Below are 24,289 nucleotides of genomic sequence, written 5' to 3' on the forward strand. Positions count from 1 at the left end.
TGGTACTTACTACTTAGCAACCTAAATAGACATGATAAATGAGTGGTGTATTTAACAAATATCTTTATCTTTCATATTAAAGAAATGGAAAACGAATTCTTCAAGCTTGCATTAAGAGTCAGGAATTATTTTATGTAAGATTATTAAATTATAACCCGAATATTTGGACTTTTTTTAAAAGAGACCATTATTCGGGTTATTCTGATACAGTTTCAATTATTTATTATTTTAAGTAGTGAATTATTTTCAAAAGATACAGTTGAAACAGACATATTTTAGTAATTCAAGTTACCTCTTTTATAGAAAGCTTTGAGTAAACAGCTATATAAACTTTTTTAATATGGGTTTGTAAAGATTATTTGAGCGGAACCAGAATAGCTTTTACTATTATAGTGAAAATATGAGAGGGAAGGGGAAGGAATTTGAAAAATATAGATTCAAGTAGAAAGTTAGCATTAATAATTGTAGTTTTATTCTTTTTATCTATGGTCTTCTATATCTTTTTTGCCAAGGAAAATCCTAAAGAAGACATTAAAGAAGAAGGAGTTTTTGAGGATTCGAAAACTATTCCAGAAGGTATCGGAGTCCATATCTATGGACAACCAACAGACCATGAGTTTCAATTAATGAAAGATGCGGGAGTTAAGTGGGCTAGATTTGATCTTGCATGGACACTTATTGAAAATGAAAAAGGAATTTACGATTTTAGTAGTCCTGGCTTTGATAATATAGTGGCAAAGCTAAAGAAATATGGAATTAAACCTTACTTTATACTTGCTTATTCAAATAGTTTATATGAAAAAAAAAGATCAATAGTAACTGATGAAGGAAGAACAGCTTATTCAAATTTCGTTATGGCTGCAACAAAGAGATATAAAGATCAGGGAGCTATTTGGGAAATATGGAACGAACCAAATCTTCCTTATTATTGGCAGGATCAACCTAGTTATAGTGATTATGTCCTTTTAGTTAAACGTGTAGCATCAGTTATAAAAGAAAGTGATCATACTGGTATTATTGTTGCTCCTGCTGTTTCAGGAATAAGTGGGAAGTCTCTTGAATGGTTTAAGGAAGTATTTAGTCAAGGAATATTAGAGGATATTGATGCAGTATCTGTTCATCCTTATAGAGTTACTAATCCAGAGACAGTAGTTGTGGATTATAACAATTTAAAAAATATAATATCGAAGTATACAAATAAACCCGTTCCAATTTTATCTGGAGAATGGGGTTATCATGTTAAAAATTCTAACAATCTTGAAAATGGAGAATTAAATCAAGCAAAGGATATCATTCGTATGTTGCTTGTGAATCACTCAAAGGGGATACCAATTAGCATCTTGTATGAATGGAAAAATAGCGGAGATGATTCAAATAATATGCATGATAATTATGGGTTAATGTGGGATGAAAATAAACCAAAGAGTAGTTATTATGCTCTGAAAGCTTTTTCTAGTATATTGAGTGGATATAGTTTTAAAGAAAAAATAGAAGTCGGACAGCGAGACGATTATATATTAAAATTTAGCAATAGTGAAGGTAAACAAGTAATTGTTTTTTGGACTACTGGTCCTAATCACTATTTATCTCTTAATTATCCTTCGGGGAAAGGAAAATTAATATCAATATTAGGAGAAAAGCAGGAAATAGAATGGAATCAAGATCAGCTAAGTTTGAAGCTTTCGGGTAGTCCGTGTTACCTTATTATTGAATAAACCGAAAAGAATCTAATAAATAAATTTAAAATTAATGAAAACATGAGATTCACTTCGCAGGATATCATCGATTAAGATTATTACCAGAGTCATAGACTCTGGCTTTAAATCATTAAGGGCAAATTATTAACCCATAAAAAAACGTTCCTTCTGAAATGTCATTTTAGTGACTAAAATCTTAATGAATTCCCGAGTGATAAAGATCTAAAATAGCTTTCTTGACTTCATTCTTATATTTAATGTAAGGTCTAAAGAAAAAAATTATGATACTCAGATTATATTTTAGATTGGCTTTTATTAATGACTTATTTATCGTGCCAATTTTAACATATTATCGTAGAGGCTGAGGAATCAGTCCATTTTTGATTTCTTTGTAGTGTTTATCTATATACAAAAACTGTTTATTAATCGTTCCATCTCTTTAACAAAAATAGTGTTGGATATTGTAACTCATCAGGTGTTTCCCACTTGCCAATCCCCACTCTATATGTAATTATCAAATAAAAGAGCTAAATTCCTTATTTTTGAAAAGAAGGAATATGATAAAAGTCTGATGTGGTGGCTCTATTATATTGGAGTGGAAATTTCAAATGGATTTTTTTGATATTTTAAAAGACTCTTTTGTAAAAGGAGAGTCTGGGCAGGATGTTACTGTAAATGAGCTTGTGGAGGAGCTTAAGGAGAAAATAAGCGGGATCATGGAGGAGCCTGATAGAGTATGATCCGTAAATACATATTCCCCATTCTGCTCATTTTATGGGCGATGCTGATCTTCTTTTTTTCCTCGCAGACATATGAGGAGCAAAGCGTTACCCCTTTTTTGGAGCAGTTCAATACGCCGTATTGGTATGATAAGCTAAGTGGCATTTCATTCATGTATGGAGGGGTTGAGGTTAGTGCCCATACAGCTGGAGTGAGTGGTTTTGTGGAGTTTTTCATTCGGAAGGGTGCCCATCTTTTTATCTTTTTTGTGTTTGGTTTATTGACGTTGGGGGTTTGGCAAAGTTATGTAAGAAATCCTATTCTTTCGTTTTCGGTGGCTCTTATATGTGTCCTTTTTTATGCGAGTGCAGATGAACTGCATCAAAAACTAACCGGTGGCCGTACCCCTTTATGGCAGGATGTCATGCTGGACACGTTTGGCGGTTTGCTTGGAATCTTCTGTTTTCTTTTCATTTATCGAAGGAGAAGGCGTCATCGGATCTGAAGCACTCATTTTCAATACATTTAATTAAGGAGCATGTTTACAACATGCTTTTTTTGTTGTTTGTATGATTTTTCATTGTCCGAGTGGTTGAAACGTTTGGAACCTGCGATTAATCCAGCAGAATATGTGCAATATCGTTAAGTAGAGACCATTCAGTAAGATTTGCAGGCCGATACTTAAGAAAGTGAAGAACTGGATTCTGGATAGGGTTGGAGGGCAGCATAAATCGGCCTATGAAATACCAGAGCTACACAGGTCTTCAAATCTCGCTATAGGGTGTTTATTTTGGAACAAAATTGCTATGTCGTAAAGGAAAAAGGCGAATGCAGTTTGTTATGGGATTATCGTTTTAAATAGATTCCTCTCCTTTTTCGGGCTCGAGTTCGTTTTATTGAAAAGGGAGAGGCGATGCTCTCATGTATTGCCGAAAAGACCCACTTCTCATGAAACATATTTCATTCTTGATCGATCACTGATGGCTTTCAGAATAAACATTTTGTCCTGTTTGCTTAGCATAGCCCAGCTGCCTGCTTTGATTTTCATACAAATCCACTCCTTTGGTTTAGGATTATTTATTATAGTTGATGAAAGACGGTTGATGGAATTCCGGGTCCAGTGAATGATAGTGTCAAGTGATTATAGGGGCAAGGGGATGATGGAACTGTCAGCTCATATTAGATTATACCGTCTTTTAGTGCCTAATAAACAACAAAAATTCCAACAAATCTCTACAATTGGTGTTCGTTTTTTGTCAGATTATTGGACGGGGAAAATGAAAAAGCTGTCGGGATGCGGGTCCGGACAGCTCTTCCATTTTTTCTTATTTGATGGATAATTGTTCTTTTAATTCGGATTGAACCTTTTCTTTTTCTTCATCCGACACGATATTATAGTAGACTCCGTCGATTTTCGTTCCATTTCCTGGAATGGTTGCTTGTGTTATGCTTTTGCTTGCATCCCTGTAGTTCTTTTGGATGTCCATCATGTCATCAAACGTCAAATTCGTCTGGATATTTTTACTTAAAGCATCGAAGACATCATCGTATTTCGTTAGAGATGAAAGGCTAGCGCCTTCCTTGATGACAGCCTCGATGATGGAACGTTGTCTGGATTGACGGCCATAATCACCATTCGGATCATCATACCTCATTCGCGAATATTTAAGCGCATCTTCTCCATTAAGATTAATGCTTCCCTTTGCGAAATGGACGCCTTCATAAGTGAAATCCAGATCATTTTGTACGGTCACACCGCCGACTGCGTCAACGATATCCTTAAAGCCTTCCATATTGATTTTCATATAATAGTCGATAGGGATATCTAGGAAGTTTTCAACGGTATCCATGGACATTTTCGCGCCGCCGAAGGCAAATGCATGGTTGATTTTATCCTGTGTCCCATGACCGACGATCTCGGTCCGTGTATCACGCGGAATGCTTAGCATTTTGACTGATTTATTTTGTGGATTGACTGTCAAGACGATCATAGTATCTGAACGGCCTTTGTCGCCATCACGTTCATCGACACCGAGCATGAGCATCGAGAATGGCTCCTGATCTGATAGTGCAAGGTCCTTCGTTCGTTTATCGGTGGTACGGTCTATTGGTGTATGCATCGTATCAACGGTTTTTGTCAGTGAATTCCATACCGAGTAGGCAAAAGCTCCCCCTGCTAATATAAAAAGTAGGACAATTATCCCGACTACCTTCAGCCATGTCCGTTTCTTTTTCTTCTTCTTTTCATGTCTCATAGTTTACTTCCTTCCTCTTTTTGTAACCACTTAATCTATTATATTTAATTTCATCATAAAATAATAGTATATTTTGCTATTTTATAATACCTTTGACATATTTTGGTGTAACTGTGTACTATGTAACTAGAACAATTCTTAAGGGGTTGGAAAAATTGAATTCATTTAAAGGTTTAGTGCTAAAGGAGTGGTTGATTGGGAAATTCACACTTTTGTGGTTGTTGGTTTCGCAAGTTGGATTTGTGTTTATTTCTTTTTTAATATCCAGGTATTGGGAAGTTGCTGGTGTTTTTTATATGTCTACATGGGTAATCATGATCTTGCAACCATTTATAATGTTCTCTTTGATTCTTGGATGTTTGAATTATGAAGGGAAGACACAATTGTGGATTTACAATCCCCAGTCTGCAGCGATGTTGCTTGGAAGTAAATTATTGTCAAGTGTTCTGTTTCAGGGTATTTCCATCTTATTTGCGTGCTGTTTAGTTTTTGTGGCTTTTAGGGTACCAACTAGTTATTTCCAGCAAGACTTTCAGCTGGAACATATGGAGTTGCTAGGCCTGTTACAGGTTGGTGGGGTTATGACGGCGGTTAGTATTGTCATAGCTGTGCTTATGATGTTTTTATGGGTAGTGTATCATGCACTCGCAAGGATTCAACTTATTAAAAATATTCGTTGGCTGTTAGTTTTTCTTCTGTTTATAGGAACGGTTATATTGAAAAATTGGGTTGGCCATACAATGCTATATTCGAAACTGGATGATATATGGGCTGTACCAGCTTTTAGCGGTTCGTCGTTTCGCTTGTCTCAATCCAAGTTGGAGTTTTATTTAGAAAGCGGGGGAAATATTTCGCTTTTGACAAGCGGGTTGGATGTTATTGGATTAGTGATATTGTTCCTTGCTTCATGTTGGCTGCTGGATCGAAAGATTGAGGTGTAAAGGATGCCAGAGGATTTTCATGCTTCAAAACCGATTTATTTACAGGTTGCCGATCGAATTTGTTATTCAATTGTACGGGGTGAGATAAAGAGTGGGGATAAGTTGCCATCGGTCCGCGATATGGCTGTCGAAATGGGTGTCAATCCGAATACGATACAGCGTACTTATACCGAAATGGAGAGGGATGGAATTGTGGAGACGAGAAGGGGGCAAGGTACATTCGTGAAAAATGATCCGGCGCTGATTGCTTCACTGCGTACCCGGATCCGGACGGAAGTTATTGAGACATTCGTTGAGAACATGAAAGAAATTGGCTTGTCGAGAGAAGAAATGCTGACAGCGGTACAGCAGTTTTTGAAGAAGCAGGGGGATGCGGAATGAAGGTTGAGCTGCATGATGTATCGAAAAAGTATGGAAGCATTGCTGCCCTTGATGGTGTATCACTCACATTTGAAGTGGGGAAGATTTATGGGGTGTTAGGAGCCAATGGAAGCGGTAAGTCAACATTGCTCAAACTGATTGTGGGTCTCGCGAAACCGGATCATGGTGAGGTGACGGTCGCTGGGATGCCGGTATGCAGGAGGACAGCTTCTGTTGTTTCTTATCTGACAGAGCTTGATTTTTTCTATCCCAATTTTACGGCAGGTCAGTATATTGATTTTCATGCTTCGCAGTTTCGTGATTTTAATCGGGATAAGGCAATTGAAATGCTGGCAACCATGAAATTGGATGTCCGGAAGAAGGTCCGTACGATGTCGAAAGGTAATCGGGGAAGGCTTAAATTAGTGCTAGCCCTTTCTCGGGAGGCACCGGTCGTATTATTGGATGAACCATTCTCAGGGTTAGACGTTATGGTCAGGGATTCGATTGTACGGAGCTTGCTATCTGCTATCGATTTTGAAAAGCAAATGGTTATCATGGCGACTCATGAAATTGAGGAAGTCGAAAACATCCTCGATGAGGTGATCGTAATCAAGGATGGAAAGGCCATTGGAAAGGAAGAAGCCGAAGATCTCCGCGAAAACGGGGGGAAATCGGTAATCGGGTGGCTAAAGGAAAAACATAGGTAAATGTCATGCTAAAAATTTCATTTGGAGTTTTTTTCAGTTAAGGGGGAATGAAGGAATTGTCCATCCTAACTTGACTAAACGCAGGCAAGCAGTATATGACCGTGACAAATTCCAGGCAAAGCTCCTGTGTGGCTATTTCATTCTATATAGAGATTTGTTGATGTAACTCCGGAAAAAATTCCGGAGTTTTTTTATTGAAAAGTAAGGCCCTTTTTTAAAAGTTGAATAGAATGGAAAAAGTGATTTTTCAAAAGGGGATTTCTAGGCGTACGACGATTTCCTACAAAATGGGTGATAAGCAGAGTCCGTATTGGAAAGCAGGCGCATATATATGCAGTACGGATATCATTAAAGTATAAATAACTATTGGAGGCTAAAGGAAAAATGGCAGAGACTGTTGGTTTACCGTACCTTGATGCTTTAACAGGAAAATCGGTGAGGGTGTTTAAAGGCGGGCCTGATTCTAGAGAAGGCAGGCTTATAGGAGTATTAAGCGATTATATCGTTTTACAAACAGGGAAAGATGAACAAACTCAACTTGTTTATTACGCAAGGGATCATTTGAAAATAGTTGTTGCGAATGCGAAAAATTCACAAGTTGATTTATTGGCTGAGGAAGAAGAAATAGTATTTCCGACCAGTTTTTTAGGAATGCTGGAATCTCTTCAAACTAGCTGCATTCAAGTGAATGGCGGCGGTCCGGCATCTAAAGTTGGCCGGGTTGTAGATGTGAAAGATGAATTTTTAGTTTTATCCACGGAGAAAGATGGGCTTGTTTTATACCCGATTTCCCATATTAAAAGTGTAACAGTGATTGAACTCTCAGACGATCAGTTATTTCCTGAATTTGTCTATAACGGAACTGCTACGCTCAATGGCATACTAAATCGCTTAGTCCACAATTGGGTATCCGTTTTTGCTGGTGGACCTGAGAGGGTTGAGGGTATCCTGATGGAAGTGGCTGATACGTACCTTATCGTTGTGCATAATCAAGAATTATTTTATGTGACAACTGATCATGTCCAATTCGTGGCCTTAACTGTGCAGGTAGAGGAAGAAGCTGAAGAGGAATCAGGTGAAAAATCCGAAGATGGTGGTTCGTCAGACGGAGGTGAATCAAACGCAAATTCAGCAAACGGAAGTAAAAAAGATGAAAGCAGTTCATCAGAAGAAAGCTCTTCATCAGACGAAAGCTCTTCATCAGACGAAAGCAGTTCTTCATATGAAAGCTCTTCAAGCTCAAGCTCAGATGAAAAATCTGGAAGGCGGAGAAGTCCTCGTGCAAATGCATTCAAGCAAATTTGGATTGAGAACTTAATCAAAGCTTCAAATCAAAATATCCGGTAAAGAAAACCAAACAGGTACAGCAACCAAAATCGAGTTGTTGTGCCTTCTTATGGAAGGTGGACATGCCGTTATTGCCCAAGATGTATCCATTGGGATCCGTTACACCATTTTAATTTGTTTTTTCATTTTCAAAAGTTTTTGTTCAAATGCTTTTAAAATGGCCAAGCAACCATTCTGTTTGGTTGATTTTAATAGAAAGGGGGAAGCGAAGCTTGTTAGCAAAACATATAGGCCAGTATATGGAACTGGAGCTCTTAGGGAATATACATGAAACGGGGACTTTAATTGAAGCAAACTCGGACATCATCGTTTTATATACTGGTAAAGTGTACCGTTACGTTCCATTCCGGCACATTAAGAATTTTTCTTTTCCTATGATCGATGAGGAGATTGGTTCGGGAGGAGAGCCGGAGATCGATGAGACATCGTTCCGAAAATTACTGATGAATGCGAAGGGGATGTTTGTTGAAATCCTGCTCACGAAAAAAAACTCGGTTCATGGTTATATCGTGGGCATCATGAATAACTATTTCGTCTTTTATTCGCCAGTATTCAAAACGATGTTCATCTCGATGGATCATTTGAAGTGGCTTTCGGTTTGTGATGATGAAAAGGGTCCTTTTGGTTTGAATAAAGGGGACCAGCTGGCACAGGTTTCATCTTTAAGCTGGGCCAGGACATTGGAGGAACAAGTGAAAAAGTTAACCAATAAACTGGTGGTGCTCGACTTGGGAATGCATCCGCAGAATATCGGGATGATCAGTGCGGTGAAAGATGGCATCATTGAGATGGTGAATGCTCAAGGGGAGGCGATTTTTGTCAACATGAGGCATGTAAAAAGTTTTCATTTCCCACAATAAAGAAACTCCGGGTCTAAAGTGACCCGGAGTTATTTCTTTCTCTCGATATTTTCATAGACCGAGGCAAGGGCTTGTTCAAATTTCCCGCTCTTTTTCGGTTTGTAGTATTTTTTTCTGCGCAGTTTGTCCGGTAAGTATTGCTGCTTCACCCAGCCATTCTCGTAGTCATGCGGATAAAGGTAGCCGATGCCGCGTCCGAGTTCAGCGGCCCCTTTGTAATGGGCATCCTTAAGATGATCCGGTACATCTCCACTATGGCCGCTGCGAATGTCGGAAAGAGCCGCATCAATTGCGGTAATGGCCGTATTCGATTTAGGTGATAGGCATAACTCGATCACGGAGTTGGCAAGTGGGATCCGGGCTTCAGGAAAACCGAGCCGTTCAGCGGCTTCAACAGCAGCGAGGGCCCTGGGACCAGCCTGCGGATTGGCAAGACCTATGTCTTCGTAGGCAATGACCACCATGCGGCGGGCAATGCTGACAAGATCGCCGGCTTCGACCAAGCGCCCCAAATAATGAAGGGCTGCATCCACATCACTGCCGCGAATTGATTTTTGATATATAGACACCTATGAGATTTATTCGATTAATTTTAATATTCAGAATTTAAATATTGATAAATAAACGGTTAAATACTATAATTGATTTATCACATATTTTTAAATTATGAGATTTATTAAATAAAATAGTTAGTACATATAAAAATAAGAAACACATTCTGGAGGTTAATCTAATATTATTTTTTGTGTTTTAAGAGGACAAAGTCTCGGTGCGAGCAGCACTCCGCAGAACGAAGTTCGAGGACTGGATTTGAGTCAATATTTTGGATACGAAAATATAAATCTCTAAGCTGTATTTCTAATTTGATCTTAAATGGCGTGGAATTTTATGTCCTAAGCTGCTATGAATTATTTTTCGGTTATACCAACCTTCAATAAATTGAAATAGCTAATTTAGCTTTTCAATACAAGCATTGACATAAGGGCAACCTTTCTGGCTAAAAATGATTGTTTAATATGATGACTTTGGGTATGTGTCACTGTCTTATATATTGTGAGCTAAGATCTTAATGAAGATTTAAATCCTCTAAGGGGGGAGTGAGCGGGTAAAACGAAGAAAGAAAGCAAAGATACTCATACTAGCTGCTTTCGAAGCTTTAGAAGCCCGCCAGACGTGGCAAAACACTGTAGATAAGCAGCGATTAAAGTAATCTACAGACAAAGATCAATAACGGCTCAGTAACGTTTTGCGGTGTCACATCTACAGGCGTAGATCTCCGAGTGCGAAAATCATGCTGTCGATCCAAGCGTAATTCCTATGGGTAGAAAGTCTATGGAGAGGGCTATAGCATGAAGCTTTTATGACCAGTTCTCCGAATTTATCGAGGAACACAAGAATATATACCCCAACTAACTCCAGACCTTTTAGCATTTTTTTAATTTAACAATCTTTAACATTTACTACCCTAGGGGTGAGAGGAAGTGAAGAATGAATCCTAATGCGGGATTAACATTTGCAGTTGTAAAAGCAAATACAGATATAGGAAATGGGTATATTGTTGAATATGCAACAATTGTTGTGAAGGAAAAAAGCAGTCACTTCTTTAAGCCACACCCAGTTACTGATTTTATCCGCACTATATATGCAAAAAGAGATAATAATTATAATACTCAAAAGGCAGCAGCAGAATCTATTAAGAGATTTTTAAACTGGTTATTAATTGATAACTATGAAACGTATAGATTATCAGAGTTTAAACAGTTCAGAATCAATCATGTAGTAGATTATCTTAACTATAAGAAAACAACAAAATATGAAAGACGGAAACGGAAAGAATCAGAAATTGAAAATGCTGGTCGTTATCGTTCATCTCAGACCCTCAAAAAAGATGCAGATTATATATTTAGCTTTTATATTTATCTTGCCAAAAGAAAAATATTACCCTCCTTTGTAGCAAACGAATTTCTCGGGTATCAAAAAAGTGATTTAGCCAATATTTCAATTTTCTCCGAAAATGGCTTTTCACTACCTGGCGATGATAATTCTAAAAATAAACCAATAAAAATAACGGCATTTCCTAATGACAAGTTAATAATGTTGTTTCTTAAAACTGCATTAGAAAGTAGTAATAAAGAGATCCAAATGATTGCTTTAGCAGTTTATTTTGAATTTTTTGGAGGCCTCAGAGCTGGAGAGGTTACCAATGTCTCAAGGTCCGATTTAATACTAAAAGGGGAGTATGGAGCAAGAGGATGTAGCCTTTCATTGAGTCGTAAACAGCACTTTTGGCTTAGATTAAGAAATACTGAAAAAACATATCCAAAAGGTGATACATCAGAATATCCCACGCAAGAAATACAACTCACATCATTGTTTCCTTTACTAGTAAAGAATCATTTTTCACTCCTAAATGAAGTTGGTGATAAAAACAAATTTAATGCCTTATTTTTAGACCAAAATAATAATCCTATGTCAGGCGATGTATTTGAAAAACGGTTTATGCGACTTAAAAACCTTTTTTTAAAGAGATTAGAAGATGAGAAGAATCCCCATTACACTTTTTTAAACTTACATGAATGGGACACACACATTGGACGAGGAATTTATACGAATCTGATGGCAAGGAAAGCAAAAAGTCCGGAACAACTTGCGCTATGGAGAAGGGATAAAAGTACTGGTGTTGCATTAAGATATTTAAGTAAATTTAAAATTCTTCAAGAGAAAGAAGAAGGATTAGAAGCATTATATACCTTTGAATTTAATGATTAGAGGGCGTGATAGAATGTCAGAAACAACAAGTTACTCAAAAGAACAAGTGTGTAATAAAATTGGGCTTTCCCCTGAAAACGTTTATACCTTTGATCTTTTGGTTGAAATTAAACTTATTTGGAAAATTGGAGAAGAACGCTACTCAAAGTATTCCGTCGATAATTTCTTTCAAAATTTGAATGAAAACTACATAACACACGATGAACTTAAAAATATCACAGGCCTCAGTGATAGACAGTCAATTAGAAATAAAATAAATTCCCTGACTACTCCACCGTTTCAGTTTAGGTATAAAAGGAAAACTTACATCAACAGAAAACACATCGAAAAATTGATACATACTTATACGAATTACTACACCATTCCTCAATTGACTAAAATAATTCCGGCAAATGCTGCACATATACGGGATGGGTGTAAACGCGGAACGTTTACTCAACTTTTTGATGATTATGTAGAACCAAATAATAACCCTTCTGGTCCTGTATGGTTGTTTAACAAGAGAGAGGTTAAATATTATATACTTCTCGCTAAAGAATATAGTGAGAAGTATATAACCAGGGAAGAAGTATGTACGTATCTTGACCTTGCTGCACCTCCTATCACTCTAACAAAAATAGATGTCCCTCGTTGGTGTTATTACTTCTTGGATATATTAGGGAACGGTAAACGAATTATCAAATATTTTTATCAAAGAGAAGAAGTACAAAGGTACAAAGAGAATAATCTAAGAAGCACAAATACTATCACCTCTGCACCATCTGACCCCCATGAATATTTTATATTTATTTTAGAAAAAGAGGATATTAACATACCTTCTCATTTAACACAGACTTATATATTATTCAAACGTTACGCACAAGATCTTCTATCAAGAAGTAATGCCTCTTTTAAATCCATAAGTAAAGGTTCAGTTCCTGCTTTAATTAATACTTTAAGACATATAGTATATTTTGAAGTTCATAAGGAAGTTTTTTATTATCACAACGGAGAGGCCTTTAAGTTATTGGCATCTTGTGAGTTGCTTAATGCGAAACAGTTTCTATACCGATTTCTAAAGTTTGTTAAATCTGTAAGGGTAACTAAATATAGAATAAAAGATATCCCAAATCCAAGAAACGAGTACTTAACTCCAAAAACCAAAAAAGAAAATTATAACTTTGAGGACTGGAAAACAATTTACTTACACGCTAAGGACTTTGAAAAACACCAACTTTTAGCTATCAGGGATGAAAAATATGCTTCCATCTGGCTGTATATTTTAATACATTTAACAAACAGCTGGAGGGCAAGTGATGTTTCAAATGTTCCTGCAATATCTCCAGAAGCCATTGGTGTATTTGATATAAATTGGTTTTATTCATATCACCTTACATTACCTCAAGGTCAATTAATAATAAATCAAATAACTCTTTATAAAAATATGATTCATAATAAATCAAGAGCAGATCGAACTTTTGTGTGTAATCCTAGCTTAGTTCCAACAATGGCTTCAGCGTTATGTATTTGCGAGTTCCATAGAAGAAAAACTAATCGAGCAAGTCTTATATTTTTTGGTACAAAAGATAATGATGTCAGTATATACCTTCTGAAAAAATTTTTTAGAAGTAATGATGATTTAGTCAAATTAGAGTTTAAAAATAGAAAGGCTAACTCAACATTAATGACACACTTATTTTATTCAATACAGAGTCGAGAAGGCAAAGGAAATTCAGCATTTGAAGTAGCACAAGCCATTAGAGATCATCTATCTGAAATAACTAAAGAATACATTGCTGTTGAAGATAGGGGAATTACAAGGCAGCTATTTGATAGGGGGGATTTTGGTTTTTTATATGACCAATTGCATGATGTATTATCTTCTAATAAACAAACGCTTGAAGAAAGAACAAGTAGTATAGCGAAACTTCAAAGATTACTGCCACCAGTCGAAATTGAAGCAACTATTGGTTTTTTAAATGAAAGAATAACTGAACAACATTCACTTGCATGGCATATGCTTCAATTATCTCAAGAAGAGGCAATGGAGTTTGCTAAAAAGTTGTATCTGAGAGAAATGCCATCCCGGGCTGAACATATACAATGTGGTATGTATAATAATTGTCCAAAGAATAAAAATTCTCAAAATTATCCGTGTAATGGATGCGGTTTTTCTATCCCTAATATCTATGCAATTACAGAGATATTCACTGACTTATTGAAGCGTCTTGATAAATATAATGGTTTAACATTGGAAATACCAAAGAAAAGGGAATTGAAATTTATTACACGATTGCTTGATGTATTATCAGAAGCTATAAACTCATACGGAGAAGAATATGTTTGGTCCTTTTATCCTGGTGGGGAAGAAGCTTTCGAACAAAAATTAATAGCCATAAGTGGGTGATGAAAATTAGCCAGTCTTTTGCTTTTTTGGAAGAAGACATACTTGATATAGAATCTGAAGACACATACAATCTTCAAGATACATTAGATAATGCAATATTTACTTATCAAATGTTCGTAGAACAAAATCGTATAGTATCAGGAGACTTTGAAGAAAATGTTTGGAAGATGGAAAAGTCTTTTAGCACAGGTTATATAAACCTTAGATTTTTAGATGTTATTGATAGAAATGTCTTATTAATGGTTAAATGCTGGATATTAGGTTTAGCCCCGAAGTTGGAAAACAATACGGTTAAGGACAAAATATTTTTGGTTCAGTCTTTTTTAGAAAAAACAGAGACACTTAACGAGAAATATTTAGATAATCTTGAGGATATTATTAATGGATTTGCGGAATCACTTAAATACAAAGCGATAAACGCAACAATGAATTTTTTAGATTACTCTTCTGCGGAGAATAGTGAATTATTTTATAATGAACTGGAAAGTATTTCGAAAAAGTTCGGCAGATTTACTAAAATAAGAACCCTACCACCATACAAAGACATCTTGCTATTTTCACATTACCTTAACTATTATTGGAAAATATGGAGTGCTGAGGAGCAATTCAAATTCTTTCCTATATTACTCTGGTGGAAGATAACGAGTGTCATTCCTCTAAGAATTGGGGAATTCTTATCACTAAGTAGAAATTGTTTAGTACACGGTAAATTTAAGATTAAGCTCCCTAGAAGTAAGAATGAAGGTCACGAGGCACTTCAAGTAATAGATGAAATTGAAATAAACGAAGAACTCTATTCTTTAATTTCAAGCTATATTGAACTGACTAATGACTACGGGGAATCACACACACTTCTCTCTTACCCTGCCTATCGGAAATCTAAAAACCATAAGGATGTATTTGCAAAAACTATAAATCCTAAAAGATTCAATAAAGATTCATTTAATACTTTATTAAAAGAGTTTTATCAAGAGCTTAGTATCAGGGAAAAGCTTACAATTATAGAAAAGGAACGATATAAAGAAAAATTAAAAGAAGACAATGTTTTTACCCTAAATCCTAATGAGATGGTAATGATGAATCCAAATGATACAAGACACCACTCCATATGTACTCTAATGTTGCAAGGGTTCAACAGGTTAACAATTGCTAGGTTGGCAGGTCATAAAACAGTTGAAGCACAATTCCATTATCAAAAGCACTTGGACTCTTATGCTCAATCAAAAGTTTACGAACTCACAGTTTTAAATAGCTTTAATGAAGATGTAACGTTTGGAGATAACACCTATCAATTGTTGATAGATATTAGGAATAGATCCCTTCGAAACCCAGATGATTTTGATTTCTGTAAAAAAGTAGAGTTAGGATATTGTACGGATGAAAATATGGAATGTGAGTCGGATAATTGTGTGTATTGCACAAAAAACTGGATTCCAGAAAAAGAAATTGATGAGAATATCGATTATCTCGAATCTATTGGTAATGAAATGTTATCAAAAATAAAGCAACGTACTTTTGTTTTAGAACGGTTATTTAACGAAATGGAGTTCACTCGTAATGGCAATTATTCCCCTGAAATCAATGAAGAATTTAAAAGGGAAGCATTAACGATAAATAGCCTTATTGAAGATCTGAGTAAATTAAATTTAAAAATTCAACCGGGGAGGACTTAATGGGCAGACCTGGAAAGTGGAATAATCCCGAGACGGAACAAAGGTTGCAAGAATTAGTTTACCTGTATAGACAAGATACGCCACATAAAGAAATCAGAATTAAGGATATGGTTGAATTTACTGTTAAAATGAATAAAATTAATCCTGAAAAATTCCCACATACTTATGATCGGTTTACTTGGGGGGATTATGGTAGGGTCTTTATAGACAGAGCTAATGCTAATTGGGATATTAAAACTTATAAAACAGATATAAAAGATTATGAATTTATTCAAATACCTAATTATACCGGTCTTGTTGAAAAGTTTTATCATCAGAAGGAAATGCTAATTAAGAAGTTATCAGTATGTGAAGTATCGCATCACAATATCCTTGAAAAATTTATTGAGAGTGAAACGGAACGCCTAAAATTAAAAGACAAAGTAAAACAGCTTGAAAGAGATTTAAAGGGATTTCAAGACCTAATTACAGAAATTGCACATCTAAGTAAATCTGAATCCTTACAAGAAAAATATGGTCTGAAAAATATTATTTCTCCTAATGCTAATAAAGTAAATCAACAATCGATGGAACAACTAGATAATTTAAGAGGTTTTTTAAATTCTGAAAAAGAAATATTGAAAAAAGGTGAGACCACGAAAGAAGAATTCTCTCCTAATAATTCACCTTTAGATCACTGGAAGGGGTTAAAGAAAAAGAAACCCAAGCAATAACCAACCCGAAAATTCTTATTTACTAGGGATTATAGACCCAGTAAAAACGCTTTTAAAAAAAAGCTGAACTAAGGGGCAGGTTAGGAAGATTGTGAAAGGTTGTACTTAAACTAACGGGTGCGTTAGCTGAAGATCGGAGCTGCCTTTAAGGCAGCTTTTTATTATGGAACTATCCATAAGGAGTGCTATTATAAGACCTATCGTAAAATGCCAAAAACGATGTGCATTGGTGAGCGGAATTATATCCTCTGACGTATTTATATTACCTCTTACTAAAATGCCTTACAAGCCATTTTAATAGTAAAACATTTCCACTTTTTAGTTTTTTCTTTCCATAAATAATGCTATTATTTGTAAAATACATATAATAGGCGGGATCTTATGGATAAAAAAATTCAACTAGCTTTGATTTTTCTCTTAATACCTCTGGCAATATCAATTTATTTTTGGTTTTCTGATTCAGCCTTATTACGAGGCGGATATGACTTAGCTATAGATGGCTTTGTAGTAGCCAGAGCCTTAATGATTATTTACACATTACATTTATTGGGGAAATTAGGGGAATTTATCATTAAGAAAAAAGATTAGCTATGAGCTAATCTTTTCAGACTGTAGACAAACTCGATGAAAATCGAGTTTGTCTACATTTTTTTTGGCTTGTACAAATTTGGACGTTGATTTCCACTTCAGGCACTCGCTTTCCGCGGGCGGTCCGGGAGCCTCCTCGGCGCAATTGCGCCTGTGGGGTCTCCCTTAGACTCGCTATTCCCGCAGGAGTCTCGCACCTTCCGTTCCAATCAACTATGTTTAAAATTTTAGATGGAAACTCCTTTTGCCTACAGTCTTTTTTGTTTTAAAATAGAACTATTAAAACTTGAGGTGATGAGGATGCTTTCGAAACATAATTCTATTCAGCGAGATCAACTTGAAATGATTACTTTAGATCAACTGGTGCCGGCGAATCATTTGGTTCGTAAAATGGAGGCTTCCATTGACTTCACTTTCATTTATGATTTGGTGATAGATATGTATTCAGAGGTAGGACGCCCAAGTATTGATCCAGTTATTTTAGTTAAACTGACATTCATTCAATATACCTTCGGTATTCGTTCTATGCGTAAAACGATTGAAGAAGTTGAAACAAATATGGCTTACCGTTGGTTCTTAGGCTATGGTTTCCATGATAAAGTACCTCATTTCTCAACGTTCGGGAAAAATTATGAACGACGCTTTAAAGATACAGTCCTGTTTGAACAGATTTTCTATCGCATCTTAATGACAGCTGCTGATAGAAAGTTAATAAGTGCTGAACACGTATTCGTCGATTCCACACATGTGAAAGCCAATGCGAATAAGCGCAAATTTGAAAAGAAAATCGTACGCAAAGAAACACGAGCATATCAAGGACGTCTTCAAGATGAAATAAATCAAGATCGTGAAAACCATGGAAAGAAGCCTTTTCCACCAGGTAAATTTGATAAGGAAGAAACCAAAGCAATTAAAGAAAGTACTACGGATCCTGAGAGTGGCTACTATGTGAAAGATGAACGAACAAAACAGTTTGCCTATTCATTCCATGCGGCCGCAGACCGCAACGGTTTTGTATTGGGAACGATTGTAACACCTGGTAATACACATGACAGTCATATTTTGGAGCCACTTGTTGAGCAAGTGATTGAGAAAGTTGGAAAACCAGAAGCAGTTGCCGCAGATGCAGCTTATAAAACACCAGCGATTACAAGCTACCTATTTAACAAAGAAATCACACCTGCTTTACCCTATACACGTCCTCGTACAAAAGAAGGATTCTTTCGCAAACATGACTATGTTTACGATGAACACTTTGATTGTTACCTTTGCCCTTCGGGAAAAACTTTAAAGTACTCAACAACAAATAAAGAGGGCTATCGCGAGTACAAATCGCCAAAACAAATTTGTGCAACATGCTCATTTTTATCACGGTGTACTGAAAGCAAAGACCATCAAAAAGTAGTGACACGGCATATCTGGCAAGCATATGTGGAAGAAGCAGATCATCTGCGTCATCATCAAGAGGTAAAACCTATATATGCGAAACGCAAAGAAACGATTGAGCGTGTATTCGCAGATGCAAAAGAAAAGCATGGTATGCGTTGGACTACTTTAAGGGGACTTAAAAAATTGTCGATGCAAGCGATGCTTACTTTCGCTGCCATTAATTTAAAGAAGATGGCCACTTGGACATGGCAAGGTCCTAAAATGGCTTAACATAGTGGCTCGAAGAGCCCAAATCTCTTAACCTTTGGTCAAAATTTCAAAGGGGATTTCAAAAGGGGTTCAGAATTTTTTAATTCCGAACCCCTTTTGTCTACAAACTGAAAAGATTAGCTATGAGCTAATCTTTTTTTGTTTTATAGATTGATGGATTAAATACTTCAATAAGGGAGGTTGCTGAAGCAGCCTTTTTCTTATGGCACTAACGGGGCAGGTTAGTTTAATAAGAAACATCAAATTGGAAAAACTACCTATGTAAAAATCAAACAGGAAGAGGTAGTAAATTGAAATTACTTTTTATACGTTTATTAGTTGTATTTATTCTATTTCAAAACATTCCACTAATAGTTCAAGCTAAAGAAATCAAATATAATCACGATAGTATAACTATTTCTGAAATCAAGAGGAAAGTTGATTTTAAAGTAGTTGTTCCTCAAAATATTCCTAATGATTGGACGTTAGAAATAAAAACATACCCTTGGGATGAAAAAGATAAAATCACTAATTTTAGCTTGCACTATATGGATAGCGACGATAATTATATGCTAATTCATATTGGGCAAAGTAAGGAATCTTCTAATAAAGAAATGAACATAAATGCAGAGCAAGTAGATATAAACGGTAATAAAGGCTTTTTTGTAGAATGGGGTAATAGTGGTGAGTTAGATAAAAAGGGAGAACTTGTTACTGGTGGTTTACTTCGTTGGATACAAGAAGGAACTTATGTAGAAATGGAGAGCTCACGGGTATCAAGGAATAAAATGTTGGAAGTTGCAAGATCAATGAAATAATTTATAGAACTAACGGGTGCGTTAGCTGAAGATCAGAGCTGTCTTAAAGACATGGTGGCGGCGAGGAGCGCCGCCATAGGAGTTTCTTATGGAACTAAAGGGGCAGGTTAGTTACATAACAATTGAGCTATTACACCTAAAAATCGGACTATTTTTCTTAAAATTGAGGAAAGATAACTTCTGAGGTGAATTTTTATGAAAATGCTATATATATTGATTATGACCATTCCGATGTTGTTTTTTGGTTCAATTCAAGGATACGCACAACCTAAAGAATGTCCTGTGTTAAGTGAATTAGAGAAAACATCGATTAAGGATAAAAAAGAGGTAATAGAAGCGTTAAATACTTTAATACCAAAAACTTATGGGAAATTAGATGATTTTCCGGACATATATACTAAGTGGGATGTAGTAACTGCCAAACCTTTTCCCAAAACAGTTGGCATTAAAGATGAAGAAGATTATTTTGGAATGGCAAAAACCTTTTGTGGCAAAGAAATTGTTGAAAAATCCTGGCTTGTACGTTTAGATTTTCCCAAAGCACCTGGAGCTAACTTAGCCCAAGGTCAAATATTTTTAGCTAAAGGTAAGGAAAAAGGATGGTTTGTTTGGTTTCGATACCATTAAACTGCTATTCCTTAATGAACTGACGGGTGTGTTAGCTGAAGATCGGGGCTGTCTTTAAGGCAGCTTTTTCTTATGGAACTAAAGGGGCAGGATAGTTGAACAAGGGCTATAATAAATCTGGGATATCATTAGGAGGCTTTGATATGAATGACTACGGATATTTTGGCAATGAAAATTTTACTGGTAACCACCTACATATAGACAATTACACAAATGAGTTTACTCCTTATATCGAGGCGATTGCTTGGGAAAGACAAGATAAAACAATGGATATATTTTTCGATGGTTTTGAAAATGACAAGGAATTTAAAGCGTTATTTGGAGGCAAGGAACATTATTATGATGACTTTATGGGGGTATTTTTAGGAAACGTTAAAACAGACGAAGAAGCCTATGAAGTGTTTCGTAATTGGGTCGATACGGTCCTATATCCATATAGAAATAGAACTAAAACAATATAATCTTGTTGAACTACCAGTGGCTAACGGGCAAATTAGTAAGATTGTGAAGGATTGTACTTAAACTAACGGGTGCTTTACTTCATTACCAGGGGCTGATCAGCAGCTCCTTTTCTTATGCAACTATAGGGGAAGGTTTGTTCAATAAGGGACTTGAGTACAATCTGCTAAAATAGTTAGAAATAGGAAGGGCAGGAAGAAGTAAATGTGTGGAATCAATTTCATTTTAGCTAACACCTATAAAGAAGCGTATAAGGAAGAAACATATGTAGAATTTGAAGAGGGAATACACTCATATCTTTTAAGTAAGGAAAAGGACTCTAATAATGAGTTTGGTTTACTTCTAAATCTTAATATTTATGGTGAAACGATATTGTATAGAGACGAGATTAATGAATTAATAGGTATATGTGATGGCGTAATTAATAAATACTCAGGGGAGGACAAAGAACAAAAAGTTAGACGTTTTGCTAAAGAGTTAAAGTTTCTTTGCATAGAAGCGTTACAGCGAAAAAAACATATATTTGCCATAGGTGATTAGTTTACAAAGTCTTAAACTTGGTGCTTTAGCTGAAGAACGGAGCTGCCTTTAAGGCATCAGTTTTTTCTTTATGGCACTAACGGGGCAGGTTAGTTCATTATTGACCGTATACGCCATTTCCAATAGATGGTAATATAATGAATGAATTATTCATATCCTTAAAAAAAGTGATTTATTTTTAAGGAGGAATGATGAATAAATTTCAACCATTAATGTGGGTAGTTCTTACAATATTTTCTGTAATTTTAGTAGTACCTTCTCTTTTAGTAGTTTCATTTTCAAACAATCCGAAACAAGCATCTACAAAACAGAATATTGTTGCTTCAACTGACACTAAAGAAAGTAAAAATGATAAAAATTCGACTAATCCATCCCTCGACGTGTCAGTCTATAGGACAAACACTAAAGAAATTGAAAATATTCCTTTAGAAGAATATGTTGTAGGTGTTGTTGCTTCAGAAATGCCAGTTACTTTTGAATTAGAGGCATTAAAGGCTCAATCTTTAGCAGCTAGAACATTTTTAGTTAAACAAATGCTTTCTAATTCTAAAATTAATTTACCAGACGGTACTGATATAACTGATAATATTCAATACCATCAAGTATATAAAAATAAAAAAGAACTAGCTAATGAGTGGCAAGAAAATTACAAATCAAATATCTCTAAAATTCAGAAAGCAGTTGACGCTACAAAAGGTCAGATTTTAACCTATGATGAGAAACCAATTGATGCTTCTTTCTTTTCGACCAGTAATGGATATACGGAGAATTCTGAGGATTATTGGGGTAATAAAACGCCATATCTAAAAAGCGTTGAAAGTCCTTGGGACATACAATCTCCTAAGTTCCAATACCAAACAACAATTCAAGTATCTAAATTTGAAGAGTTGCTGGGAATAAATTTGAATAATGACGTTAATATCGGTAAGGTTATCTCAAAATCAACAGGGAATCGTATAAAGCTTATTGAAATTAATGATAAGAAATTTAGTGGGAAAACGATCAGAGATAAGCTAAAACTTAATTCATCCGATTTCACATTTAAAAGGGATGGAAGTAAGATCATTATTTATACTAAGGGTAATGGGCACGGTGTAGGTATGAGTCAATATGGTGCTAACGGATTGGCACAAGAGGGTAAAAATTATAAGGATATTGTAAATTATTATTATCAAGATGTAACCATTTCTTCTGTTGATCCCTTTATAAACAAAATTTATGTAAAAAGGTAAAAAATACACTTCTACTAAAAGGTGCATTACTTCAATAAGAGAGTTGCTTCGGCAGCTCTTTTTCTTATGGCACTAACGGGGCAGGATAGTTCTACAAGAGTTTTGAAAGGAAACAATAAAAAACCTTAATATCTGAAGTCATATTAAGGCGTATTATACAGTTAATTTTCGTTTGGTTTTTCTAATGGAAATTCTTTAACAATATTTACACCATCTAATATTATTAAGGTAGAATCAAAAGCCAATTTTTCTATATCTTTTATGTCTGTACCTTCTTTAATCTTGTATTCAATGTGAAATGAACCTTCCTTCCCTGGATTGATGAATCCTTCACTTCCGCCACCCATTGAAATCATTTTTTTGTACTTGCTACTATTATCCATTTCCATTTTAGTTGCTAACTCTTCATTAGGTCTTATCACTACTTCAAGCCCGTAAGGTTGATGCCCGGGGTAATCAAATTCACTTTTAATTTGAGTAGTACCTGTATTTTTCAATTTAATATCATAACGAAGAATATTCTCTGCTTTTATAATAGTCGTTTCAATATTTGATATTACTATCTGATTTGCACTATTGAAGCCAGTTAGGAGGAAAAATGAAATAAGCAAGATGAACAAAGGTAACTTTCTGATGATAATACAATCCTCTCTGTACAGAAATGTTTTATAAAATTTAGTATTGATACTTTTTTTGTATTTATTCAACTGACGGGTCAGGTTAGTGAAAAAGCAAACATAATATAACTACTCTGAATGATTGTGAATTAATGGTATAATCATAAGAAAAATAGAAATGAGCTGAAAATTCTTGAAAATAAAAAGCCTTTTTGGTGCACTATTTTTGTGTTTATTTGTTGTAAGTGGTTGTACATCAACCAAAGTTCAAGAACCTCAAAATCCAAATAAACTCAGTCTGCCTGAAGATATTCCTGATTTTGTAACAGTAAAAGATTTTGAAAAGATAGATTGGGATAGGACGGCTACCGAATTTGGCACAGGTACAAGTAGTGATATTGTTGGAAACAAAAATAAACTGGGCATAATAGGACCAGAATTAAAACCAAATAAAGTGGAAAAGTGGTTGTGGCATTTTTGGGGGATTGATAAAGGTAAATTAACAATCGTTGGTTACAACCAAGATACTTCAAATATAAGTCCTGTTTTAAGTGATGGGGTTTGGTCTAGGACTGGTGTCGGTGGTGGTAAAATTAATGGTGCAGATGCGAGTTTGCCTTCGAATGTCGTGCTACCAAAAGCAGGAAAATGGGCACTCTTAGTTTATATTGATGGTAAATTATTCGATATATTGGTTATGGATATAAAGGAAAAACCTTCTCTGGAACTAGAAGATGCGAATGTTGATATTGTTAAAGGTAAAAGTTTACTTGGTTCAATTAAGAAAACTGAAGGAGAAAGAAAGGGAGATGAACTGATACCGACAGCTTTAGTTTATGAATTCACCATTAAAAATACTGGTAATAAAACAGTAGGTATTGGAGAATTTGATAAAGGAATTGAACTTAAGATTGAACCCAAAGAAAAATTAAAATCGGTGTCAGAAGACGTAATAGGATTCAATATTTATAATCCTGACGATTATAACGGGAGTGGTGTAGGGTTCGGTCATTCTTTTTCATCTGTTCTTAAGCCTGACGAAAAGGGTGAGTATACTCTTAACTACGATTTAGGTGTAAGTGAAGAAAATTCCCAAGTCCCACTACTTGTACCTTCAAAAGAAAAATTAGATGAACTTAAAGAATATGCATTGGATGCTTTTTTGGTTGTAACAATTGAAAGTCAAGAAATAGCAAGATTTGACCTGAATAAACTTAAAAACTAACTATCATTTTACATTTATTTGTTGAATTAACGGGTGCTATAGCTGAAGATCGGAGCTGTCTTTAAGGCAGCTTTTCTAATGGAACTAAAGGGGTAGGATACCTGAAGAAGGTTT

Annotated in this window: 23 protein-coding genes and 1 pseudogene; 21 read left to right on the top strand and 3 right to left on the bottom strand. The window is 35.5% G+C overall.

Annotated elements, in window-relative coordinates:
- The first annotated feature begins 422 nt into the window (after positions 1-422).
- The 4 genes from MPH60_RS04125 to MPH60_RS04140 all read left to right on the top strand — a co-directional run bounded on the left by MPH60_RS04125 (position 423) and on the right by MPH60_RS04140 (position 3,757).
- Positions 423-1,715 carry a cellulase family glycosylhydrolase gene (locus MPH60_RS04125; protein ID WP_241593268.1) on the top strand — a complete coding sequence of 431 codons (1,293 nt, stop codon included), beginning with the start codon at positions 423-425 and terminating at the stop codon, positions 1,713-1,715.
- A 572-nt stretch (positions 1,716-2,287) separates the two neighbouring features.
- Positions 2,288-2,437, top strand: a complete 150-nt coding sequence (locus tag MPH60_RS04130) for a hypothetical protein (protein WP_241593266.1) — start codon at positions 2,288-2,290, stop codon at positions 2,435-2,437.
- Positions 2,434-2,922, top strand: a complete 489-nt coding sequence (locus MPH60_RS04135) for a VanZ family protein (protein WP_241593264.1) — start codon at positions 2,434-2,436, stop codon at positions 2,920-2,922. The genes MPH60_RS04130 and MPH60_RS04135 overlap by 4 nt, the downstream gene beginning before the upstream one ends.
- A gap of 652 nt (positions 2,923-3,574) precedes the next feature.
- The gene (locus MPH60_RS04140) at positions 3,575-3,757 is read left to right on the top strand and encodes a hypothetical protein (protein ID WP_241593263.1); all 183 of its coding nucleotides are present in this window, start codon (positions 3,575-3,577) and stop codon (positions 3,755-3,757) included.
- On the opposite strand, the gene tagU is transcribed toward MPH60_RS04140, so the two are convergent.
- A complete protein-coding gene (gene tagU / locus MPH60_RS04145) occupies positions 3,743-4,672 on the bottom strand; it encodes a polyisoprenyl-teichoic acid--peptidoglycan teichoic acid transferase TagU (protein WP_241593261.1) in 930 nt (309 codons plus the stop codon). The genes MPH60_RS04140 and tagU overlap by 15 nt on opposite strands.
- A 155-nt stretch (positions 4,673-4,827) precedes the next feature.
- On the opposite strand from tagU, the gene MPH60_RS04150 reads away from it, so the two are divergent.
- The 5 genes from MPH60_RS04150 (at position 4,828) to MPH60_RS04170 (ending at position 8,890) form a co-directional block, all read left to right on the top strand.
- A complete protein-coding gene (locus MPH60_RS04150; protein WP_241593259.1) occupies positions 4,828-5,613 on the top strand; it encodes a hypothetical protein in 786 nt (261 codons plus the stop codon).
- A 3-nt stretch (positions 5,614-5,616) separates the two neighbouring features.
- Positions 5,617-5,994: a GntR family transcriptional regulator gene (locus MPH60_RS04155; RefSeq protein WP_241593258.1), complete on the top strand. Its 378-nt coding sequence runs from the start codon at positions 5,617-5,619 to the stop codon at positions 5,992-5,994.
- Entirely contained in the window at positions 5,991-6,683 is a 693-nt protein-coding gene (locus MPH60_RS04160; protein WP_241593256.1) for an ABC transporter ATP-binding protein, read from the top strand. The genes MPH60_RS04155 and MPH60_RS04160 overlap by 4 nt, the downstream gene beginning before the upstream one ends.
- Before the next feature lie 384 nt (positions 6,684-7,067).
- Positions 7,068-8,030 carry a hypothetical protein gene (locus MPH60_RS04165; RefSeq protein ID WP_241593254.1) on the top strand — a complete coding sequence of 321 codons (963 nt, stop codon included), beginning with the start codon at positions 7,068-7,070 and terminating at the stop codon, positions 8,028-8,030.
- 212 nt (positions 8,031-8,242) lie between these two features.
- Positions 8,243-8,890 carry a DUF2642 domain-containing protein gene (locus tag MPH60_RS04170; RefSeq protein WP_241593252.1) on the top strand — a complete coding sequence of 216 codons (648 nt, stop codon included), beginning with the start codon at positions 8,243-8,245 and terminating at the stop codon, positions 8,888-8,890.
- A gap of 29 nt (positions 8,891-8,919) precedes the next feature.
- Here MPH60_RS04170 and MPH60_RS04175 read toward each other — a convergent pair.
- Positions 8,920-9,459: pseudogene (locus MPH60_RS04175) on the bottom strand (recombinase RarA); the annotation flags it as partial.
- 919 nt (positions 9,460-10,378) lie between these two features.
- Between MPH60_RS04175 and MPH60_RS04180 the strand changes: the two are divergent.
- The 11 genes from MPH60_RS04180 to spoIID all read left to right on the top strand — a co-directional run bounded on the left by MPH60_RS04180 (position 10,379) and on the right by spoIID (position 22,333).
- On the top strand, positions 10,379-11,659 hold the full coding sequence (locus MPH60_RS04180) for a hypothetical protein (RefSeq protein ID WP_101222704.1): 1,281 nt from the start codon (positions 10,379-10,381) through the stop codon (positions 11,657-11,659).
- A 13-nt stretch (positions 11,660-11,672) separates the two neighbouring features.
- The gene (locus tag MPH60_RS04185; RefSeq protein WP_241593250.1) at positions 11,673-14,045 is read left to right on the top strand and encodes a hypothetical protein; all 2,373 of its coding nucleotides are present in this window, start codon (positions 11,673-11,675) and stop codon (positions 14,043-14,045) included.
- Positions 14,045-15,718, top strand: coding sequence for a hypothetical protein (locus MPH60_RS04190; RefSeq protein ID WP_101222702.1), 1,674 nt, complete (start codon positions 14,045-14,047; stop codon positions 15,716-15,718). Before MPH60_RS04185 ends, MPH60_RS04190 begins: the two co-directional genes overlap by 1 nt.
- On the top strand, positions 15,718-16,431 hold the full coding sequence (locus MPH60_RS04195) for a hypothetical protein (protein WP_241593245.1): 714 nt from the start codon (positions 15,718-15,720) through the stop codon (positions 16,429-16,431). Before MPH60_RS04190 ends, MPH60_RS04195 begins: the two co-directional genes overlap by 1 nt.
- Before the next feature lie 381 nt (positions 16,432-16,812).
- On the top strand, positions 16,813-17,019 hold the full coding sequence (locus MPH60_RS04200) for a hypothetical protein (protein WP_241593243.1): 207 nt from the start codon (positions 16,813-16,815) through the stop codon (positions 17,017-17,019).
- 300 nt (positions 17,020-17,319) lie between these two features.
- Positions 17,320-18,678: an IS1182 family transposase gene (locus tag MPH60_RS04205; RefSeq protein WP_241593241.1), complete on the top strand. Its 1,359-nt coding sequence runs from the start codon at positions 17,320-17,322 to the stop codon at positions 18,676-18,678.
- A gap of 290 nt (positions 18,679-18,968) precedes the next feature.
- A complete protein-coding gene (locus MPH60_RS04210) occupies positions 18,969-19,475 on the top strand; it encodes a DUF4367 domain-containing protein (RefSeq protein WP_241593239.1) in 507 nt (168 codons plus the stop codon).
- A 195-nt stretch (positions 19,476-19,670) separates the two neighbouring features.
- Entirely contained in the window at positions 19,671-20,102 is a 432-nt protein-coding gene (locus tag MPH60_RS04215; protein ID WP_241593237.1) for a hypothetical protein, read from the top strand.
- Positions 20,103-20,245: 143 nt separating this feature from the next.
- Entirely contained in the window at positions 20,246-20,563 is a 318-nt protein-coding gene (locus MPH60_RS04220; protein ID WP_241593236.1) for a hypothetical protein, read from the top strand.
- A gap of 202 nt (positions 20,564-20,765) precedes the next feature.
- On the top strand, positions 20,766-21,101 hold the full coding sequence (locus tag MPH60_RS04225) for a hypothetical protein (protein ID WP_241593234.1): 336 nt from the start codon (positions 20,766-20,768) through the stop codon (positions 21,099-21,101).
- Positions 21,102-21,292: 191 nt separating this feature from the next.
- Positions 21,293-22,333, top strand: coding sequence for a stage II sporulation protein D (spoIID, locus tag MPH60_RS04230; RefSeq protein WP_241593231.1), 1,041 nt, complete (start codon positions 21,293-21,295; stop codon positions 22,331-22,333).
- A 161-nt stretch (positions 22,334-22,494) separates the two neighbouring features.
- Here the strand turns inward: spoIID and MPH60_RS04235 are convergent, their stop codons facing one another.
- Positions 22,495-22,953, bottom strand: coding sequence for a hypothetical protein (locus MPH60_RS04235; RefSeq protein ID WP_241593230.1), 459 nt, complete (start codon positions 22,951-22,953; stop codon positions 22,495-22,497).
- 190 nt (positions 22,954-23,143) lie between these two features.
- Here MPH60_RS04235 and MPH60_RS04240 point away from each other — a divergent pair, with 190 nt between their 5' ends.
- On the top strand, positions 23,144-24,175 hold the full coding sequence (locus MPH60_RS04240; RefSeq protein WP_241593228.1) for a hypothetical protein: 1,032 nt from the start codon (positions 23,144-23,146) through the stop codon (positions 24,173-24,175).
- The last annotated feature ends 114 nt before the right edge of the window (positions 24,176-24,289 follow it).

It is taken from the genome of Peribacillus sp. Aquil_B1 (assembly GCF_022603275.1).
In the GTDB taxonomy this organism is placed as follows: Bacteria; Bacillota; Bacilli; order Bacillales; family DSM-1321; genus Peribacillus.

Bases quoted from the DNA above. Each gene is read 5' to 3' on its own strand.
- MPH60_RS04215 (WP_241593237.1), top strand. From the start codon at position 19,671: ATGAAAATGCTATATATATTGATTATGACCATTCCGATGTTGTTTTTT.
- MPH60_RS04135 (WP_241593264.1), top strand. From the start codon at position 2,434: ATGATCCGTAAATACATATTCCCCATTCTGCTCATTTTATGGGCGATG.
- MPH60_RS04200 (WP_241593243.1), top strand. From the start codon at position 16,813: ATGGATAAAAAAATTCAACTAGCTTTGATTTTTCTCTTAATACCTCTG.
- MPH60_RS04225 (WP_241593234.1), top strand. From the start codon at position 20,766: ATGTGTGGAATCAATTTCATTTTAGCTAACACCTATAAAGAAGCGTAT.
- MPH60_RS04180 (WP_101222704.1), top strand. From the start codon at position 10,379: ATGAATCCTAATGCGGGATTAACATTTGCAGTTGTAAAAGCAAATACA.
- spoIID (WP_241593231.1), top strand. From the start codon at position 21,293: ATGAATAAATTTCAACCATTAATGTGGGTAGTTCTTACAATATTTTCT.
- MPH60_RS04205 (WP_241593241.1), top strand. From the start codon at position 17,320: ATGCTTTCGAAACATAATTCTATTCAGCGAGATCAACTTGAAATGATT.
- MPH60_RS04160 (WP_241593256.1), top strand. From the start codon at position 5,991: ATGAAGGTTGAGCTGCATGATGTATCGAAAAAGTATGGAAGCATTGCT.
- MPH60_RS04165 (WP_241593254.1), top strand. From the start codon at position 7,068: ATGGCAGAGACTGTTGGTTTACCGTACCTTGATGCTTTAACAGGAAAA.
- tagU (WP_241593261.1), bottom strand. From the start codon at position 4,672: ATGAGACATGAAAAGAAGAAGAAAAAGAAACGGACATGGCTGAAGGTA.
- MPH60_RS04155 (WP_241593258.1), top strand. From the start codon at position 5,617: ATGCCAGAGGATTTTCATGCTTCAAAACCGATTTATTTACAGGTTGCC.
- MPH60_RS04220 (WP_241593236.1), top strand. From the start codon at position 20,246: ATGAATGACTACGGATATTTTGGCAATGAAAATTTTACTGGTAACCAC.
- MPH60_RS04195 (WP_241593245.1), top strand. From the start codon at position 15,718: ATGGGCAGACCTGGAAAGTGGAATAATCCCGAGACGGAACAAAGGTTG.
- MPH60_RS04190 (WP_101222702.1), top strand. From the start codon at position 14,045: ATGAAAATTAGCCAGTCTTTTGCTTTTTTGGAAGAAGACATACTTGAT.
- MPH60_RS04185 (WP_241593250.1), top strand. From the start codon at position 11,673: ATGTCAGAAACAACAAGTTACTCAAAAGAACAAGTGTGTAATAAAATT.
- MPH60_RS04140 (WP_241593263.1), top strand. From the start codon at position 3,575: ATGATGGAACTGTCAGCTCATATTAGATTATACCGTCTTTTAGTGCCT.